The organism is Streptomyces sp. RLA012 (assembly GCF_056270325.1).
The window spans coordinates 9,051,225-9,069,461 of sequence record NZ_JBWDPA010000002.1 but is presented as its reverse complement, the minus strand read 5'-3'; the positions used below and the strand labels follow the sequence as shown (position 1 = coordinate 9,069,461).

Genomic DNA, 18,237 nt, shown 5'->3' with positions numbered 1-18,237 from the left:
CTGAGAGAACCGGGGAGCCGATCAGTGAGCCTGGCCGCCCCGGCCGGGACCGCTGGACCGGTCACCGTCTATGGGGACGAATTGCGGGACGTGCTGGAGAAGGTGCCGGGTGAGCAGCTCACTGCGGGGATAAGGCGGTGCGGCGCTGTTGGGGCTCCGCGGACAAACTGATCCTGCGGACCGTGAGTGAGCTCAGCGAACTCGCGCCGCGAGGACGGCTTCACGCGAGAGACGGCTGGGGATGACGGCTGACATGCTCTTGCGTCATGCCCCGTCCACTGGTTGGGCCACTCGGCGCCCGCAGCCGCTCGGCATACCGATCGCGGGACCTTCCCCTGTTTTCTCCGGGGAAGCCGGCCTCCCCGGGTCATGGGGTGAGATCCCGGGGCGGCCGACCGGCCGCCCCGGGACGGGGGGATTTGCCTGGGGCGGCCGGACGACCAACACCGTACGATGCCCACCAAGGTCTTTTGAGCAGTCAGTCCGCCAAAAGGGCCGAATAGGAAGGCGGATCAGCCCGTCCGGACACGAACAACGCCGGGCCCGCGGAAAGACCCACGCCCAAGCCCTCCTACACCTCGCCTGAACCGTTCCGGGTTCGGTAGAGACTCTAGATTGTGGCTGTGACCTGCAATGCCGGTGATTTAGTGCATCGGTGCAGGTGGGCGCCATACGGATGGTGATTTTGGGTGCGTAGGCCCCTGGGGCGCATGCAGAGATTCGCCCCGATCTGATGATGCGCCAGATGATCTCGGGACATGGCAACGGGGCTCCCGGTAGGACAGAAGATCGACCAAGATCCGACTGTCTGCAAGGGAGTCCCGTTGGGCGCTCAGTCTGCCATCACTGCTGCCTCAATCGTCATGCCGACGCCCCGTCCGATGTCTCCTCGAAGTCCCCGTAGGCGGTTGGAGCCGCAGTTCGGCGACCGGATCCGGCTCGGCGTACTCACTGAGGAGATCACCCCCGAAGTGGTCGACGAGGTACTGGAGTTGACCGGAAGGGCAGAGTGCCGTCGCAGGCTTCTGCCAGCCCGCGCGGTGGTCTACTTCGTCCTGGCCCTGTGCTTGTTCAGCAGCTCCGACAGTGCCGGGCCACCGGGATACCGGGTGGTCCTGCGAGCCCTGACCGAGAAACTGCGGCACCTGCCCGGCGGCCTCGTCCAGCGCCTGCCCACCAGTTCGGCCCTCACCAGAGCCCGCCAGCGCCTGGGCGACAAGCCGTTCCAGGCGCTCTTCGAACGCCGGTGCGGCGCCCAGGCGACACCCGCGACCCCGGGAGCGTTCGCCTTCGGCCTGCGGCTGGTCGCCTGGGACGGCACCGCGCTGGACGTGCCGGACACCCCGGGGAATGCCGCCGCGTTCGGATTCACCGGCCGCGACGGCACCAACAAGAGCGGAAACCCTCAGGTCAGGCTTATGGCCCTGATCGAATGCGGCACCCACGCCATCATCGACGCGGCCTTCGACTCGATCGCCAGATTCAGCGAGCACAAGCTCGCCCGCCGCCTGCTCGCCTCCCTGCGGCCCGGCATGCTGCTGCTGGCCGACCGCAACTTCGCCGGCCATGAACTGTGGGGCCTGGTCGAGGCGACCGGCTGCCACCTCGCCTGGCGGATCAAGAAGAACCTCGTCCTGCCACCCCTGTGGGTTCTGCCCGACGGCTCGTACGTGTCCGTCATGCCCACCCCCGCCGAGGGCCAGCGCCTGGGCAACGCCCGCTTCCACGGCCGCACCCCGACGGGACTGCCCGAAGGACACCTCGTGCGCATCATCGACTACACCGTGACCGTCCGGTCCCAGGACAGGCCGGCCCAGGTGGAGAAGTTCCGCCTGGCGACCAGCCTGCTCGACCACCGGCAGGCGCCCGCACGGCAGTTGGCCCAGCTCTACCACCAACGCTGGGAGATCGAGAACGGCTTCGCCGAACTCAAAAACCGGCTGCGCGGCGCCGGCTTCATCCTGCGCTCCAAGACCCCCGAGCTCATCTGCCAGGAGATCTACGCACTCCTCACCGTCTACCAGGCACTATGCGCGCTCAAAGTCCACGCAGCCGAACAGGGCGAGGTCGATCCCGACCGGATCTCCTTCACCACGACGGTGCAGCTCGCCCGGCTCACGACCGCCGGACAGACCGCAGCGAACCCGCAGACCCTGTGCGCCGCCCGACTCGAAGCAGTCCAGGAACTCCTCAACGACCTCCTGCCCTCACGCCGTGACCGCCGCTGCCAACGACTGAAGAAGCCACCGAGGAACACCTTCGAAGCCAAACGCCGGGACGAACCCCGCCCTCCGAGCCAAGTCAGCTACTCACTCAAAGTCACAGGGAACCCAGGACACCTATCCTCACCTGCGAAAACACCCTAAATCACCGGCATTGCTGTGACCTGCTGTTTTTGCGTGTTCTGGTAGTGGGTGGTTTCGTATTCGGCGGGTGGGACGTGGCCGATCTCACCGTGGAGTCGACGGTGGTTGTACCAATCGACGTACTCAGCGGTGGCCAACTCGACGTTGCTCAGGGCTTTCCAGGGCCGCTGCGGCTTGATGAGCTCGGTTTTGTAGAGCCCGATGGTCGATTCCATCAGGGCGTTGTCGAGGGCGTCCCCGACGGTGCCGATGGACGCGGCGATCTGTTCGGCGGCCAGGTGGGTGGCGAGCCGGAAGCTGGTGTACTGCGATCCGGCATCGGAGTGGTGGATCAACTCCCTTGCGGTGACGGGGTTTCCGGCCCGGTCACGCTGCCACAGCCCCATTTCCAGTGCGGACAGCACCAGCGGGGTCTGCTTGTTCGTCGCTGCGGACCAGCCGACGATCCGGCGGGAGAAGGTGTCGACGACGAAGGCGACGTAGACAGTGCCGGACCAGGTGGCCACGTAGGTGAAGTCCGCGACCCATACCCGGTTCGGAGCACTGGCCACGAACTGCCTGCTGAGCCGGTCCGGAGCCCGCTCGGCGTCCCTGTCCGCCACTTGGGTGGTGACGACCTTCTTGCCGCGCACCGCCCCGACCAGGCCCTCGGCCTTCATCAGCCGCTCGACGGTGCACCGGGCCACCTGATGGCCCTGGCGCTTGAGCTCGGCCCAGATCTTGCGGGCTCCGTAGACGCTGTAGTTGTCCTGGTAGATGCTGACGATCAGCGGCGCCAGTTCCGCGTCTCGCAGGGCACGGGCCGACGTGGGACGTTTCTTGTACGCGTAATAGGTGGACGGGTGGATGCTGCAGTCGTGCTCGGTGAGCGTCCTGCAGATCGGCTCGACTCCGCCGAAGCGGTCCCGGTGCTCGTCGATGAACGCTACGAGCGTGTGTGTGGCCGGTCGAGCTCGGCCGCGAAGAAACTCGCTGCGGCCTTCAGGATCTCGTTCGCCCGCTTCAGCTCGGCGACCTCTTTCTTGAGCGCTTTGAGCTGGGCGGATTCCTCGGTCGTGGTCCCGGTCCGGGCACCGGCGTCGACCTCGGCCTGACGCACCCAGTTCCGCAGGGACTCCGGCCCGATGTCGAGCTTCGCTCCGATCGACCGGATCGCCGCGGACTCCGTCTTGTACTGATCACGCGTCTCCAGGACCAGACGCACGGCCCGCTCCTTGAGCTCCTTCGGGTATTGCTTCGCCATAACGGACTCGATCCTTCCAAAAGATCGAGCCTCGATCAAACCCGGAACGGTTCACTCTTCACAGCGGCCGTTCCTTCACGCGACGTTGCTCGACACCTCGAAGCGTGAAGAACGGCCGTCCTGCTGTCTCAGGAAGAAACCAAGATCAGCAGGTCGGGTGACCCGGCGAGGTTAAACAAAAAGCTACGACTCTGCAGCGGAATCGGATCCCCATGGTCCCCAGGCCGGCGACCGGCGAGTCCTGCGCGGAGGCTGCTGGAACCTCGGAGCGCGTTATGCCCGGTCCGCGTGCCGCAACGCGCACATCCCTTCGAACCGCAACTACTACATCACCTTCCGGCTGGCCCTGACCGTCCCCGAACCCGACCCCGCATGGGTGGGCGGGCCCAATCCACTTCCCTGGAGCGGCTGATGTCCAGTCATCGCGGTCCGCTCTCCTCGACGGCCATCGGCGGTCTGATCATGGCTGCCGGGCTCGTCGGAATCGTGGTCGGCCACATCTCTGCCAAGGGCTGGAGCTGGTCGGGTCTGGTCAGCGATATCGGCACTTCGGTGGGCGCGGAGCTCGTCGCTGTCGCTGTCACCGTCCTGATGATCGACCGCCTGGCCGAACGGCGTGAGTCCCTCAGGCTGCGCCAGCAACTTGTACGCGAAGCAAGCAGCACGGACCACGGCCTCGCCCTCCGAGCGGTCCTCGAACTGGACGTCCGCGGCTGGCTCGCCGAAGGGGCGCTCGTCGAAGCACGTCTGCGGGACGCAAACCTCCACGACATCGTGCTCGAGGGCCAGGACCTCCACGGAGCCGACCTGGTCGGCGCAAACCTCCGCAAGGCCAACCTCTCGCGGGCCAACCTGACCGACTGCAACTGCAACAATGCCGATCTGTCCGAGGCCGTGATCGAGATGACCGACTTCACCAGGACCCGTCTCCAGGACGCCCAGCTCCATCATGCAGACATGGCCCAGGCGATCCTGCGGGCCGCCGACCTGGCCGGGGCCAACCTGGCCCACTCCGACCTCACCGAGGCGGACCTGCGGGGAGCAGTGCTGCGCGGCGCCGATCTGACCGGCTGCCTCCTGGACAACATCCGCATGGACTCGACCACCACCTGGGACGAGACGACACGCTGGCCCGCCGGCTTCTCGCCACAGGCCGTCGTCGGCGCGCCGACGTGAGCGTGTTCCGGCTCCGTCCACCACGATGTGCCCGATCGCAAAACAAGGAGGAACCCATGCAGTTCATGCTCATCGCCTACGACGGCACGGACGAAGGCGCCCTGGACCGACGCCTGGCCGCACGTGAAGCGCACATCGCGCTGGGCGACGAGCTCGTCGCTGAAGGCCACATGCTCTTCGGTACCGCCATCCTCGACGACAAGGACCGGATGATCGGGTCCATGATCGTCCTGGAGTACCCGTCGAGGGCCGAACTGGACGCCTGGCTCGAGATCGAGCCATATGTCGTCGGGGACGTCTGGCGGACCATCGAGGTAAAGCCGGTGCGCGTCGGCCCGTCCTTCGTCGGGCTGCACAAGTAGCGCCGATTTTCGGTGAGCAGCGGGTGTCGGGCCGTCAACGCTTGTGGGCGATCACGAGATACCGGCCCCGCGTTCCCGGCATTCCGGGGGCGACGGCAGCGTCCGACCAGCGCCCGTAGTCCGCGTCCGGATCGCCGTACGCACCTCCGCCTGCGCGGAGAACACGTGGACCGACCGGCGGCCACATCACGGCAATTCCGCGGCTATCAGTCCGCTGCCGCTTCACCCGTCGCTGACGCTCACGGCAGTTCGCCTACGGCAGACGCCCACGACTTGAGACCTGCGCGGACACCATGCCAACGTACGGGTGCTGGCAAAACCGCAGCTCAACGAGAGGATGATCCAGCGCCTTGGACTGCTACGCCCGAGATCAACAGTCACACCTCAGCACCCCCTGAGGCAGCCAATACGCGCGCTACCAGAATTTTCCGGTTTCACCAAGCCCAGACTTCTCCGGATCGTGATGGCATCAACGTTTCTGACCCTGGAGACCGGAGATGCACGACCAGATCGCATCCACGCATGAAGCCGCGTTCTTGAACCTGAACAAGGCCGCCGAATACCTTGGCATTTCACCGAACACCCTGTATGTCTGGCGTCACCGACGGCAAGGTCCGCCGAGCTTCCGCATGGGCCGCCGCGTCATGTACAGGATCTCGGCGCTCAATGAGTGGGTCATAGCGCAGGAGCAGGCGGATTCACGTTCCAACGATGCTCTCAATCCTCTCACCCAGAAGCCGATGAAGCGCGCAGTACGCACTCCTTGAAGGCTACCCACGAGCCGGAAGACGGTGCGTCGATCTTTCGGATTCCCGGCACGCGACTTCCCACCATGCCATACGACCATACGCAACTGAGTTCATAGGAGAACATTCCCTTGGCGGGGTACATAGAAGACCGCTGGCTCAAGAAGAAGCCCAACAAGGACACCGGTAAGCGGGAGCGAACTGCCCTGTGGGGCCAGGGCAAGCGCTACCGGGTAAAGGGCATCCTGGGCGTCCGGGACCGCTCGTTCGACACGAGCGAGGACGCGAAGCAGTGGCTCGCCAAGGCGCAGACCGACACCACACGTGGCGAATTCGTCGACCCCCGAGACGGGGCGATCCCCCTCGCCCCGTACATCGAGAAGCACTGGTGGCCGAGCCGATCAGACGAACCGTCGACCGCCGCCCCTATGCGCAGCAAGATCTGGAACCACATCATCCCGTTCCTGGGTGCAACGGCGCTCCGGGACATCGACGCTGCCGTGCTGCGCGTCTGGAAGGCCCAGCTGCTGACACGGGTCGAGGCGTCCACGGCCCAGGTGATCTGGATCCACCTTTCCACGATCCTCGAAGCCGCTGTAGACGACGGCCGCCTGGTCAAGAACCCCTGCAAGGCCAGCCGGACTGTCAAGGCGCCCAAACCCGCGAAAAGGAAGGCCAAGGCATGGGCCGGGCCGACCGTGGATGCCGTCCGGGCGGCCCTCCAGGATCGATACCGCATCGCGGTGGACCTCGGTGTCGGCCTCGGCCTGCGCCAAGGCGAGGCGTTCGGACTCGGCGAGGAGGACCTGGACTTCGATGCCGGTGTCATACGCGTCCGCCGACAGCTGCAGTGGGACTTCAAAGGAAGGCCGTACTTCTGCCTGCCCAAGGGCGGCAAGACGCGAGACGTTCCCCTCTCCCTCAACCTCGCCAAGCGTGTCCAGGACCACCTGCGCCGCTTCCCTTCAATCTCCTGCACCCTCCCGTGGCGCAACCCTGAGCCGCCGACGACCGAGCTGGAAGCGCGACAGCGTAAACCGATCAGCGTCCGGCTGGTCCTGAGCTCCCCGCAGGCCAATCGAATCAACTACTCGATGTGGAGCAAGCGAAGCTGGCGGCCCGCACTCGCGGCGGCCGGTGTCGTGAAGAAGGTCGGCGAGAAAGCTGAGACGTACGGAGGTCGCAGCCGTCGGTACCCCGTCTACGAACTCTCCCGCGGGGACATGTTCCACGTCCTCCGGCACACGTACGCGAGTACCCAGCTCGAGGCCGGCGAGTCGATCGTGAGCGTGTCGGAGTGGCTCGGGCATGCCTCGCCGCAGACCACGCTGACGCACTACGCTCACTTCATGCCCGGGGCGGGCAAGCGGGGCCTCGCCGCCATGGACGAGTGGTTCGATCAAGATCCACAACCGAATGTCCCTGAGAAGTCCCTGGGCGCCCCACAGGCCCGAAGCAGGCCATGAAACCGCAGGTGGCAGCGGTAATCGCGTACACTGACAACGTGTACGAGGAGTACAAGGAGCCCCTGTACGCCGCTCCCCCGCTGCTCCCCCGCTGCTCCCCCGCTGCTCCCCCGCTGCTCCAGCGCATGGTGGACGCGGGCCGGCTCGGCCGGAAGTCGGGCTCGGGCTTCTACACCTACGCCTGATTCCACACAACTGCCCGATTCCGTACGGCCGCCCGATTCCGTACGTCCGCCCCATTTCGTACGGTCGCCTGGTCGCATACGGTGAGACTCAGGCGCACGCGGGCCCGGCACCCCTTTCGGTGCCGGGCCCGCTTCATTCACACGCCGTGTGCGTGCCGGGCTCGCATATGCCCCTCGCACACGCTCCCCACGCGTCCACCAGGCGAGTTGACTTTCCGTGCGCATCCAAGGGATGTGACGACTACGGAAAGGAGCGGACACGTGACCGCCGACCCGGAGCATCCCGTGGTCCAAGGAGAACTCGCAGAGTTACGCCGTCGCCTCGACGTGGCCTACGCACGCGTCGAGGGAGGCCATGCCCTGCTCAGCCACCGCGCCGAACAGACCGCCAAGGAGGTCGACGACCTGAGCGCACGGGTCGTCGCCCTGGAACACACCCGCTGGCCACTGCCCGCGATCGCGGCCCTCACGGCCGTGGGCGCGCTCGCCGTGGCGGTCTGGCAGGCCCTCGGACACTAGCGTTCCGGACGCCGTGGGGGATCCGATCGATCAGGGCAACGCGTCCTGCCCGAGCCTGAGGTGATGCAGGAGGAGTAGCGCGGCAGCCATGTTGGCGGCCGGGACCTCGCCGCGAGCGACCAGGTCGGGAACGACCTTGAGGGGAACCCATTCCCGACGGTCGGACTCGAAGTCGTCCACGGGGTGTCCGATGTACGCGCCTTCGTCGGCCCAGTAGATGTGGTGCCGGGCGTCGGTGAGCCCGTTGGAGGGCTCGACGCTCATCAGATGGCGCAGGGGTCCCGGTCGCCAGCCGGTCTCCTCCTCCAGTTCGCGTGCCGCCGCGACGGCGATGTCCTCGCCGTCCTCGACGACACCCGCGGCGAGTTCCCAGCCCCAGCTGTCGGTGATGAAGCGGTGCCGCCACAGGAGCAGCACCTCATTGGCCTCGTTCACCACCGTGGCCACGGCCACCGGCCGCAGCCGTATCAAAAAGTGATCGAGGTGCCGACCGTCCGGCAGCTCAACATCTGCGAGATTGACGCTGAACCAGCGGTTTGCGTACACAGTTTGTTCGTTCTGTTTCGTCCACTGCACGGTTCTGCCACCTTCCGCCGAGTAGATGGCAATATCGCAGCAGGAGCGAGGTGACAGCAGGCGCACAGCAGCGCACAGCGGACCGTACGACGGCGGACTCGGTGTTCTAGAGCGGTACGCGCAGTGCTCCGTCGATGAGTTCGGCGGCCTCGGCCGTGCCCGCACAGCCGCTGCGCACCAGGTGTTCGCGTACCGCCCGGAGTCTGTCGCGCAGTCGCTGGGACTCCATTCCCCGTGCCTGCTCGGCCATTTGGACCGCGGTGGCCACCGCCTTGTCCGCGTTGCCCTGGCGCAGCTCGATCTGACTGAGCATGGCGAGCCGGTGCACGCGCCCCCGGTCGTGCGCCGGGGTGTCCACGGCCGCCACGGCGTGCGCCGCCGCGGCCACCAGGTCGCCGAGGCTGAGCAGGGCTTCCGCCACCTGCACGTTGACCAGGCCCGGCTGGACATAGCCGGTCTCGTCGGGCTCGTAACCGCGCCGGATGCGCTCGGCGGCCTGTTCGGCCCGCCGGATGCAGGACAGCGCGCTGCTGCCGTCGCCGAGGTGCGCGTACGCCTTGGCCTGCATCGCGTAGAGGTCGGAGGCGAGCGCCGGAGTGATGTGCCGTCCGGCGGCGCGCAGCGCGGCCTCCGCGAAGGCCACGGCCTGCCGGTGCTCGCACATGAACAGCGCCTGGTTGACGAGCAGGGCTATGACATACGCCCCCAGCCCTCTGTCCCCGCTGGCCTTCGCCAGTCTCAGCGCCTGGTGGAAATAGCGCTGGGCGAGGCCGTGCGCGTCGGAGTCGTACGCGCAGATGCCCGCGATGGCGACCAACCCGCCCGTCGCGCGGTGGAGTTGGCGGCCGGTGGCGTCGGTGTAGCTGCCACGCAGCAGGGGCGCGGTCTCCGCGTTGAGGAAGCCGACGATCCGGGTGCGGGTCGCGACGCCGCCCGCCTTGCGGTACATCTGCTCGTAGTGGGCACGGGCCGCGCGCAGCATCTCGATGTCGGCCATGCTCACGTGCTGGCGTCCGCCGCGCGAGACGTCCACGTCCTCGGGCGGGTTCTCCCACTCCCACACGGGCATCACGGCGGGCGTGCCGGTGACGGCCGGTGCGCCGAGGAGGTGCGGGCGCTGCTGTTCGTCGGAGCGCCACAGCGCGGTGGCGCGCTCCACGAAGCCGGAGAGCGAGGTGCCGTGCGGGGCGGACGGCTCGCCGGGCACACCGAGGCCGATGTCGTCGAGTGTGACGGGCCGGTGCAGGCGTCCCGCGAGCACTTCGCAGATCAGGTCGGGAACCTGGCCGCGCGGGCGCTGACCCTTCAACCACCGCGCCACGGCCGTATGTTCGTATCTCAGCGCGAGGCCGCGCGCCCTCCCCGCCTGGTTGACGTGCGCGGCGAGTCCGCTGTGCGAGATACCGGCCTCGTCGAGTATCGCGTCGAGCAGAGTGTTGGGCTGCATGCGGGCCCCCGGGTGGCGCGGTGGCGACAGTGCGGTCAGAGTAATCCGTCCCTGTTGCTTATGGGTCCCCCTTCACACGGGGTGTGAACGGAATGCCCGTATCCGTACGGTGTGCACGCTGTCGCAGAGCGTTTCGGGCCTGTTGACTGAAATGCCTCGCAAGAGGCCGGCCGGGCCGCCGGCTCCCCCTCACACAGTGCGGCGGCCCGAATCCGCGCCGTCCGCCCAGCCGCCTGCCCGACACTCCGTGGCGGGGCGGACGGCTCCGCCGGTTCGCCCCGCCGGCTCGCTCCGCCGAATGTGCCGGGTCACTGTGGCTTGTTCGTCGGGTGCGGGTGCTTCGTGGCTGGGCGCGCAGTTCCCCGCGCCCCTAAAAAGCCTTGCGCTCGCGTGACCTGATGCGCTGGGGGCTGGCCCTGCTGCGTCGGGATGCAGTTGCGGTCGTTGCGGAGGATCAGGACGGCGACGTCGTCCGCCGGTCTGCCGCCGGTATGGCGCAGCAGGCGGGTGAAGACGGTTCTGAGCACGCTCTGCGGGGAGACGGGCTGGGTGCGGACGGCCTCGGCCAGGGTGGCGGGCAGCGGGAAGAACCGGCCCTGGGCGTCGCGGGCGTCCTCGACTCCGTCGGTGTGCAGGAACAGGGCCTCGCCGGGGAGGAGTTGACCGCAGCGGGCGGGCTCCAGCTCGGCCGGGAGCGGGAACGCGCCGAGCGGCGGCAGCGGTTCGACGCGGGCGAGCGGTTCGACGCGGCCGGCGCTGAGCAGATACGGCGACGGGTGACCGCAGTTGAGGGCGTACACCTCGCCGTCGCGACGGATCTCCAGGAGCAGTACGGTGACGAACTCCTCGGCGACCGAGCTGTCGGGATCAGGACCGGACGAGGGATGCTCGGCCCGGCTCCGCTCACCCAGGTGCCGGGCGAGGGCGCGTTCCAGCCGCCGGAGCACACGGCCGAGGTCGGCCTCGTCGTGCACGGCCTCGCGGAAGCTGCCCAGGACGGCCGCGACGGTTGCGATGGCGCCGAGGCCGTGTCCGCGGACGTCGCCCATGACGATCCGTACACCGTGCTCGGTGGCGATCACCTCGTACAGATCACCGCCGATGTTGGCGCCGCGGTCCGCGGAGAGCTGGGCCGCGGCGACGTTCAGCCCGTCGATGCGCGGGGGCAGCGGCCGCAGCAGCACGCTCTGGGCGGCGCCCGCGACCTTGCGGATCTGCTGTAGCTCCCGCAGCAGCGTCGCTCTGACGTGCAGGATCAGTCCCGTGCCGACCGCGAAGAAGACGGCACTGGTGACGATCCGCGCCTCCAGCCCGTCCCGCTGGGCGAGTGGGCAGCTCATTTTGTACGTGATCGCGATCGCCCCCCAGACCGTGGGCAGCCCCAGGCTCAGCACGCGCCGCAGCGGCCACCGCTCGGCCCTGCGGACGGTCTGGTCGAGGCCGCCCCGCAGACCACCTCGGTGAATCGCCCTGGTGAGTCGCACTCGGGGTCTGCCCCGGCGCACCGCCCGGACGAGCCCGGCCCGCAGACCGTTCCCCCGGCGCCGCGCCGGGAGGCCCGTCCGGGCCGGCCCCCGCGAATTCGTCCGGGGCCTCGCCCTACGGGGAGCCCCAGCCTTGATACGGATCATGCCGATTGGCCCCCCCATTGGCCTGACAGCGCGGACAGCCTCCGAGAGGCCGGTCCGATTCTGTCGACCGCATGCTCCGATCGAGCCGGATCACCCCGACTTGCCACCCGAAAGAGTGACTCACCTTCGGATCCATGCATTTATGCAGGTGGGCGCCGGGGTGAGCGCCCCTGGAAGGGGAGCGGGGAACTGCGCGCCCAGCCACGAGCGACTCGCGGCCAACAAACGACCCACAGTTCCCCGGACATTCCCCGCCGGAGCTAGCCCCGGAGCACCGCCCCCGTACGCTCGCCCGCGAGGGCCACCGCCGCGTCACGCGCCGCGGAGGCCTCGTCGACGGTCAGCGTGCGATCGGCGGCACGGAAGCGCAGCGCGTACGCCAGGGACTTCTTGTCCTCGCCCAGCTGCTCGCTCTCGTACACGTCGAAGAGCCGGATGGACTCCAGCAGTTCACCGGCACCGTCGCGCAGCGCGGCCTCGACGTCCGCGTGTGGGACGTCACGGGAGACGACCAGCGCGACGTCCTGCGTGGCGACCGGGAACGTCGAGATCTTCGGGCCCTTGGGGACACCCGCGCTCGCCTGCTCCAGCGCGTCCAGGTCCAGCTCCATCGCGCAGCTGCGATCGGGCAGACCCAGGGACTTCACCACTCGGGGGTGCAGCTCACCGGCGTACCCGATGACCTGCTCCGCGCCGTCGAGGACGACGGCGAGCTCGGCGCAGCGGCCCGGGTGCCAGGGCCCGTACTGGCCGGAGCGGACGAGGAGTTCGGTCCCCGCCTCGCGGGCCAGCGAGCGCGCGGCCTCGATGGCGTCGGCCCAGTCGGCCGGGCGGCCCTTGCCCCACCAGCCGGCCTGCTCGCGGGCGCCCGCGAGGACGACGGCGGCGTGCCGGGGCTGGACGGGGAGCGCAGCCGTGAGGGACGCGATCTCCTCGTCGGTGGGACGGCGGTCGACGGGCAGCCGGCCCGCGACGCGCAGCTCGTTCTGCGGCTGGAAGACGAGCCCGGTCTCGAAGAGCGCCAGGTCGTGGCTGCCGCGCCCGTCGTTGCGGCGCAAGGCCTGGAGCAGGCCCGGCAGCAGCGTCGTACGGAGCGCGGGCTCCTCGTCGGAGAGCGGGTTGACCAGCTTGACGACCTTGCGCTTCGGGTCGTCGGCGGCCAGGCCGAACTGGTCGAGGACGTGCTCGCCGATGAACGGGTAGTTCAGCGCCTCGACGTAACCGGCGCCGGCCAGCACGCGGCCGATCCGGCGGTGCAGCCGCTGCCGGTCGGTGAGGCCCAGGCCCGCGGGGGGCTTGGGGAGCGTGGAGGGCAGGTTCTCGTAGCCCTCCAGACGGATGACCTCTTCGGCCAGGTCGTTCGGGTCGGTCAGGTCGGGCCGCCAGGACGGCACGGTGACGATCAGCTCGTCCTGCCCGTAGACGTCGCAGCCGACCTGCTGGAGGCGGCGGACGACGGTCTCGCGGCCGTAGTCGACACCGGCCACCTTGTCCGCGTGGTTCGCCGGGATGGTGATGGTGTGCGGCGCGGAGGGCGCGATGACCTCGGTGACCCCGGCGTCGGCGGTGCCGCCGGCGAGGAGCACGAGGAGGTCGACGGTCCGCTGGGCGGCGGCCGAGGCGGCCTGCGGGTCGACGCCGCGCTCGAAGCGCTTGGACGCCTCGGAGGCCAGCTTGTGGCGGCGGGCCGTGCGGGCGATGGAGAGCGCGTCGAAGTGCGCGGCCTCGATGACGACCTCGGTGGTGGTGCCCTCGGTGTCGTCGATCTCCGTGTCGGCGCCGCCCATGACGCCCGCGAGGCCGATGGGGCCGCGGTCGTCGGTGATGACCAGGTCCTCGGCGTCCAGCGTGCGAGTGACGCCGTCGAGGGTGGTGATCTTCTCGCCCTGCGCGGCCCGGCGCACACCGATCGCGCCCTGGACGCGGGTGCGGTCGTACGCGTGCAGGGGCTGGCCGACCTCCAGCATCACGTAGTTGGTGATGTCGACGGCGAGCGAGATCGGGCGCATGCCCGCCTTCTGCAGGCGGCGGCGCAGCCAGATCGGGGAGTGTGCCTCGGGGTCGAGACCGGTCACCGTACGCGCGGTGAAGCGGTCGCAGCCCATCGGATCGGAGACCTGCACCGGGTAGCCGAAGGCGTTCGGGGCGGGTACGTCGAGCAGCGCCGGGTCGCGCAGCGGCAGGCCGTAGGCGATGGCGGCCTCGCGGGCCACGCCGCGGATCGACAGGGCGTAGCCACGGTCGGGCGTGACGGCGATGTCGAGGACCTCGTCGACGAGCTGGAGCAGCTCGATGGCGTCGGTGCCGACCTCGTGCTCGGGCGGCAGCACGATGATGCCGCCGCTGCCGTCGTCGCCCATGCCCAGCTCGTCGCCGGAGCAGATCATGCCGTGCGAGGTGTGGCCGTACGTCTCGCGCGCGGCGATCGCGAAGTTGCCGGGCAGAACCGCGCCCGGCAGGACCACGACGACCTTGTCGCCGACGGCGAAGTTGCGGGCGCCGCAGACGATCTCCTGGGGCTCACCGGTGCCGTTGGCCTGGCCGACGTCGACCGTGCAGAAGCGGATGGGCTTCTTGAAGCCCTCCAGCTCCTCGATGGTCAGCACCTGGCCGACGACCAGGGGGCCCTTGAGGTCGGCGCCGAGCTGCTCGACGGTCTCGACCTCAAGACCGACCGAAATGAGCTTGGCCTGGACGTCGCGCCCGGTCTCCGTCGCCGGCAGGTCGACGTACTCCCGCAGCCAAGAAAGCGGGACCCGCATCAGATCTCCATCCCGAACGGCCGGGTGAACCGGACGTCACCCTCGACCATGTCTCGCATGTCTTCGACGTTGTGGCGGAACATCAGCATCCGCTCGATGCCGAACCCGAAGGCGAATCCGCTGTACTTCTCCGGGTCGACGCCGCAGGCGACCAGCACCCGGGGGTTGACCATGCCGCAGCCGCCCAGCTCGATCCAGCCCTCGGAGGAGCAGGTCCGGCAGGGGCGGTCGGGGTTGCCGACGGACTCGCCCTTGCAGACGTAGCAGAGCATGTCCATCTCGGCGGACGGCTCGGTGAAGGGGAAGTAGTTCGGCCGCAGCCGGGTCTTCATCTCCGGGCCGAAGAGCGACTGGACCATGTGGTCGAGGGTGCCCTTGAGGTCGGCCATGGTCAGGCCCTCGTCGATGGCGAGGAGCTCGATCTGGTGGAAGACCGGGGTGTGCGTGGCGTCCAGCTCGTCCGTGCGGTACACACGGCCGGGGCAGACGATGTAGACGGGCGGCTCGCGGTCGAGCATGGCGCGGGCCTGCACGGGCGAGGTGTGGGTGCGCAGCACCACGCCGGACTCACCATGGCCCGCGGCGGAGCCGCTGTCGGACTCCGTCTTCGGGCCCTCGACGAAGAAGGTGTCCTGCATCTGCCGGGCCGGGTGGTCGGGCGTGAAGTTCAGGGCGTCGAAGTTGAACCACTCCGCCTCGACCTCGGGGCCCTCGGCGACCTCGTATCCCATGGACACGAAGACGTCCGCGACCCGCTCCATGAACGTGGTCAGCGGGTGGCGGGCGCCGGCCGGTACGCGGTCGTACGGCAGCGTGACGTCCACCGCCTCCTCGACCAGCACCCGGGCGTCACGCTCGGCCTCCAGCTCGGTCTGGCGGGCGGCGAGGGCCTTGTTCACGGCGCCACGGGCCTGGCCGACCAGCTTGCCGGCGGCCGCCTTGGCATGCGGGGGCAGGGCGCCGATCTCGCGGTTGGCGAGGGCCAGCGGCGAGGTGCCGCCGGTGTGGGCGACCTTGGCCTCCTGGAGCGCGTCGAGGTCACCGGCGGCGGCGAAGGCGGCGAGCGCCTCGTCCCGCATGCGCTCGATCTCTTCCGGTTTCAAGGCCTCGACCTCTACAGGGTCGTACGACTTATTCGGTGCCGACATCTCTTCCCGTGCTTCCGGTTGGCTGGCGGATGGTCCCCGTCCCGACTCGGGGGACGCATCGTCCCTGAAACGGGGACGCAAAGGTGCCAAAAGCCGAGTCTAACGGGGTGGGAGCCCGCCCCGGACCGGGTGTCCGAGCGGGGCTCCGGAAACGACCGCGCCCGTGGGGCCGCTTCGGCGTTACAGCAGATACGCCGGGGTGCCCACGGGCAACGTAAATCGGAACTCGGCACCGCCGCCGGGGGCGCGGCCGACCGTGATGGTGCCACCGTGGGCCTCGACGATGCCCTTGACGATGTACAGACCGAGGCCCGTGCCGCCGCGCTTGCTGCCCCGCCAGAAGCGGGTGAAGACGCGGTTCATGGACTCCTCCGGAATGCCGGTGCCCTCGTCGCTCACGGTGACCGACGTGGCATCGTACGCCGCCTCTTCCCGGTCCTCCCGCTCGTGCGGGGACACCGAGGGCGTGACGTCGATGGTGACAGTTCCCTCGCCGTGCCGCACCGCGTTTTCGAGCAGGTTGCTCAGTACCTGGTCGATCTTGTCGGGATCGGCCCAGAGCGGCGGCAGGGGCTGCTCGATGCGCAGCAGGAAGCGGTCGGCGGGCTGGCCCGAGGTGACGTACGCCTGGATGTGGCGCCCGACGGCCGCGCCGATGTCGACGGGCTGGCGGCGCACTTCGAGGCGGCCGGAATCGATGCGGGAGATGTCGAGCAGCTCGGCGATGAGCCGGGTGACCCGGTTGGCGTCGGCGTCGACGGTCTCCAGCATGAGTTTCTTCTGGTCGTCGGTGAAGCGTTCCCATTTGGCGAGCAGGGTGGCCGTGAAGCCCTTGACGGAGGTGAGCGGGGAGCGCAGTTCGTGGGCGACCGTGGCGATCAGCTCGGCGTGGCTGCGTTCGGTGCGGCGGCGGGCCTCGGTGTCGCGCAGCGAGACGACGACACGGCGGACGGGCCCGGTGGGCCGGGTGCGCACATAGCGTGCGGTGACGAGCACCTCCCGCCCTCCGGGCAGCAGCAGGTTCCGCTCGGGCTGTCCGACCCGGATCGCGAGCCCGCCGTACGGGTCGGTCAGCTGCCACCAGCGGCGGCCTTCCAAGTCCTCCAACGGGAGCGCCGCCTCCAGATGGCGTCCGAGGGCGTCGGCGGCGGAGACGGCGGTGATACGGGCGGCGGCGGCGTTGAAGCAGATCACCCGGCCGTCCTCGTCGGCGACGACCAGCCCGTCGGGCAGGTCGTCGGGCTCGACACCCGGTTCGGTTCCGCGATCGGCGCCCTGATCAGCACCGAGTCGGCCGTCCTGGCCGTCGCGTTGATCGTCGCTCCGGGACGCGGGCGTGTCGCGCACGTCCCGTGCGCGCGGTGCGCTCTTCGCACCGCTCGTGCCGACACCCATCCCCGTACCCCACCTCTCGTCTGGCGCAGTGGGCCCCCGAGCCCGTCACCCTACTAGCTGTCGGTGACGGAGCGGCACCCTGCGGAGGCGCGCTGTGCACGGGCGGACGCGTAGAGACATACGGCGGCGGCCGTCGCGAGGTTCAGACTCTCGGCCTTTCCGTGGATCGGTACGCGCACGACGGCATCGGCCAGCGCGCGCGTCTCCTCCGGGAGCCCCCAGGCCTCGTTCCCGAACACCCAGGCGGTGGGCCCGCCCATGGTCCCCTTGTCCAGCTCGTCGTCGAGGTCGTCCTCGCCCGCGCCGTCGGCCGCGAGGATCCGTACACCTGCGCCCTTGAGGCCCTCCACGGCTGTCTCCACGGGCACCCCGACGGCCACCGGCAGGTGAAAGAGGGAACCGACCGAGGCCCGTACGGCCTTGGGGTTGTACAGGTCGACGGACGCGTCGGTCAGTACGACGGCCTCGGCGCCGGCGGCGTCCGCGCACCGCAGCACGGTGCCGGCGTTCCCGGGGTCGCGGACGTGCGCGAGTACGGCGACCAGCCTGGGCCGGGCCGCGAGGATCTCTTCGAACGGGGTGTCCAGGAACCGGCAGACCCCGACGAGCCCCTGCGGAGTGACGGTGGTGGAGATGTCGGCGATCACGTCCTCCTCCGCGAGGTGCACCCGGGCCCCGGCGGCCCGGGCGTCCCCGACGATGTCGGCGTAGCGCTCGGCGGCCTCCACGGTCGCGAACAGTTCGAGGAGTGTGGCGGCCCCGTCGACGCGGTGTGCCGCCGCCTCGCGCACGGCCTGCGGTCCCTCGGCGAGGAACAGCCGCTCCTTGCCCCGGAAGTTCCGCCTGGCCAGCCGCCGCGCGGCCAGGACGCGGGGCGAGCGCGGGGAGATCAGCTCGGGGGCGGCGGGCATGGGGTCACCTCAGGGGTTTGCGGAAGGTCGATTTACGTCGATTTACGGAGGGGGCGATACGTACCCGCCGTCGACATCTGCGTCTGCTTCCGCGGGCTGCGGCGAATGTTTTCGGCCTGGGGTGATGGGACCACCGCCGCCTGACGGACCCCGAGGCTCGGTCCGACAGGGCTTCGACCAGCCCACGTCGACCGGGACGGCGTCCCGGCGACGCGCCGGGACGCGGCCCGCCGGTGCCGGATCGGTCGACCCCGGCCCGGCGGAGCCCGAACGCACCGGGACCCGCAAGCCGTGAGGCAAGCGG

Annotated in this window: 14 protein-coding genes and 1 pseudogene; 7 read left to right on the top strand and 8 right to left on the bottom strand. The window is 69.3% G+C overall.

Annotated elements, in window-relative coordinates; translation table 11 throughout:
* Positions 1-908 precede the first annotated feature (908 nt).
* The gene (locus RV986_RS41425; RefSeq protein WP_475922313.1) at positions 909-2,366 is read left to right on the top strand and encodes an IS4 family transposase; all 1,458 of its coding nucleotides are present in this window, start codon (positions 909-911) and stop codon (positions 2,364-2,366) included.
* On the opposite strand, the gene RV986_RS41420 is transcribed toward RV986_RS41425, so the two are convergent.
* Positions 2,363-3,609 (bottom strand): IS3 family transposase gene (locus RV986_RS41420; RefSeq protein ID WP_475922312.1). Its coding sequence is split into 2 segments (ribosomal slippage): positions 2,363-3,336 and positions 3,336-3,609, totalling 1,248 coding nucleotides; the frame shifts between segments, so codons are not numbered across the junction. The two genes, RV986_RS41425 and RV986_RS41420, sit on opposite strands and share 4 nt — an antisense overlap.
* A 411-nt stretch (positions 3,610-4,020) precedes the next feature.
* On the opposite strand from RV986_RS41420, the gene RV986_RS41415 reads away from it, so the two are divergent.
* The 6 genes and pseudogenes from RV986_RS41415 to RV986_RS41390 all read left to right on the top strand — a co-directional run bounded on the left by RV986_RS41415 (position 4,021) and on the right by RV986_RS41390 (position 8,063).
* On the top strand, positions 4,021-4,785 hold the full coding sequence (locus RV986_RS41415; RefSeq protein ID WP_475922311.1) for a pentapeptide repeat-containing protein: 765 nt from the start codon (positions 4,021-4,023) through the stop codon (positions 4,783-4,785).
* A gap of 56 nt (positions 4,786-4,841) precedes the next feature.
* On the top strand, positions 4,842-5,147 hold the full coding sequence (locus RV986_RS41410; protein ID WP_475922310.1) for a YciI family protein: 306 nt from the start codon (positions 4,842-4,844) through the stop codon (positions 5,145-5,147).
* Between the two features lie 497 nt (positions 5,148-5,644).
* Positions 5,645-5,914, top strand: a complete 270-nt coding sequence (locus RV986_RS41405; protein ID WP_261686963.1) for a helix-turn-helix transcriptional regulator — start codon at positions 5,645-5,647, stop codon at positions 5,912-5,914.
* A gap of 110 nt (positions 5,915-6,024) precedes the next feature.
* Positions 6,025-7,359, top strand: coding sequence for a tyrosine-type recombinase/integrase (locus tag RV986_RS41400; protein ID WP_475922309.1), 1,335 nt, complete (start codon positions 6,025-6,027; stop codon positions 7,357-7,359).
* 17 nt (positions 7,360-7,376) lie between these two features.
* Positions 7,377-7,544: pseudogene (locus RV986_RS41395) on the top strand (3-hydroxyacyl-CoA dehydrogenase family protein); the annotation flags it as partial.
* A 261-nt stretch (positions 7,545-7,805) separates the two neighbouring features.
* Entirely contained in the window at positions 7,806-8,063 is a 258-nt protein-coding gene (locus tag RV986_RS41390; protein ID WP_475922308.1) for a hypothetical protein, read from the top strand.
* 30 nt (positions 8,064-8,093) lie between these two features.
* Here RV986_RS41390 and RV986_RS41385 read toward each other — a convergent pair whose 3' ends face one another.
* The 7 genes from RV986_RS41385 to RV986_RS41355 form a co-directional block, all read right to left on the bottom strand.
* A complete protein-coding gene (locus RV986_RS41385; RefSeq protein WP_475922307.1) occupies positions 8,094-8,639 on the bottom strand; it encodes an NUDIX hydrolase in 546 nt (181 codons plus the stop codon).
* Positions 8,640-8,745: 106 nt separating this feature from the next.
* Entirely contained in the window at positions 8,746-10,086 is a 1,341-nt protein-coding gene (locus RV986_RS41380; protein WP_475922306.1) for a transcriptional regulator, read from the bottom strand.
* 308 nt (positions 10,087-10,394) lie between these two features.
* Positions 10,395-11,426, bottom strand: a complete 1,032-nt coding sequence (locus tag RV986_RS41375) for a PP2C family protein-serine/threonine phosphatase (protein WP_475924623.1) — start codon at positions 11,424-11,426, stop codon at positions 10,395-10,397.
* A 551-nt stretch (positions 11,427-11,977) separates the two neighbouring features.
* Positions 11,978-14,479 carry a phenylalanine--tRNA ligase subunit beta gene (gene pheT, locus RV986_RS41370; protein WP_475922305.1) on the bottom strand — a complete coding sequence of 834 codons (2,502 nt, stop codon included), beginning with the start codon at positions 14,477-14,479 and terminating at the stop codon, positions 11,978-11,980.
* Complete coding sequence (gene pheS, locus RV986_RS41365; protein WP_475922304.1) at positions 14,479-15,627, bottom strand: phenylalanine--tRNA ligase subunit alpha; 1,149 nt, start codon at positions 15,625-15,627, stop codon at positions 14,479-14,481. The genes pheT and pheS overlap by 1 nt, the downstream gene beginning before the upstream one ends.
* Before the next feature lie 180 nt (positions 15,628-15,807).
* Positions 15,808-17,022: a sensor histidine kinase gene (locus RV986_RS41360; RefSeq protein WP_475922303.1), complete on the bottom strand. Its 1,215-nt coding sequence runs from the start codon at positions 17,020-17,022 to the stop codon at positions 15,808-15,810.
* A 53-nt stretch (positions 17,023-17,075) separates the two neighbouring features.
* A complete protein-coding gene (locus RV986_RS41355; RefSeq protein WP_475922302.1) occupies positions 17,076-17,933 on the bottom strand; it encodes a TrmH family RNA methyltransferase in 858 nt (285 codons plus the stop codon).
* Between the last annotated feature and the right edge of the window lie 304 nt (positions 17,934-18,237).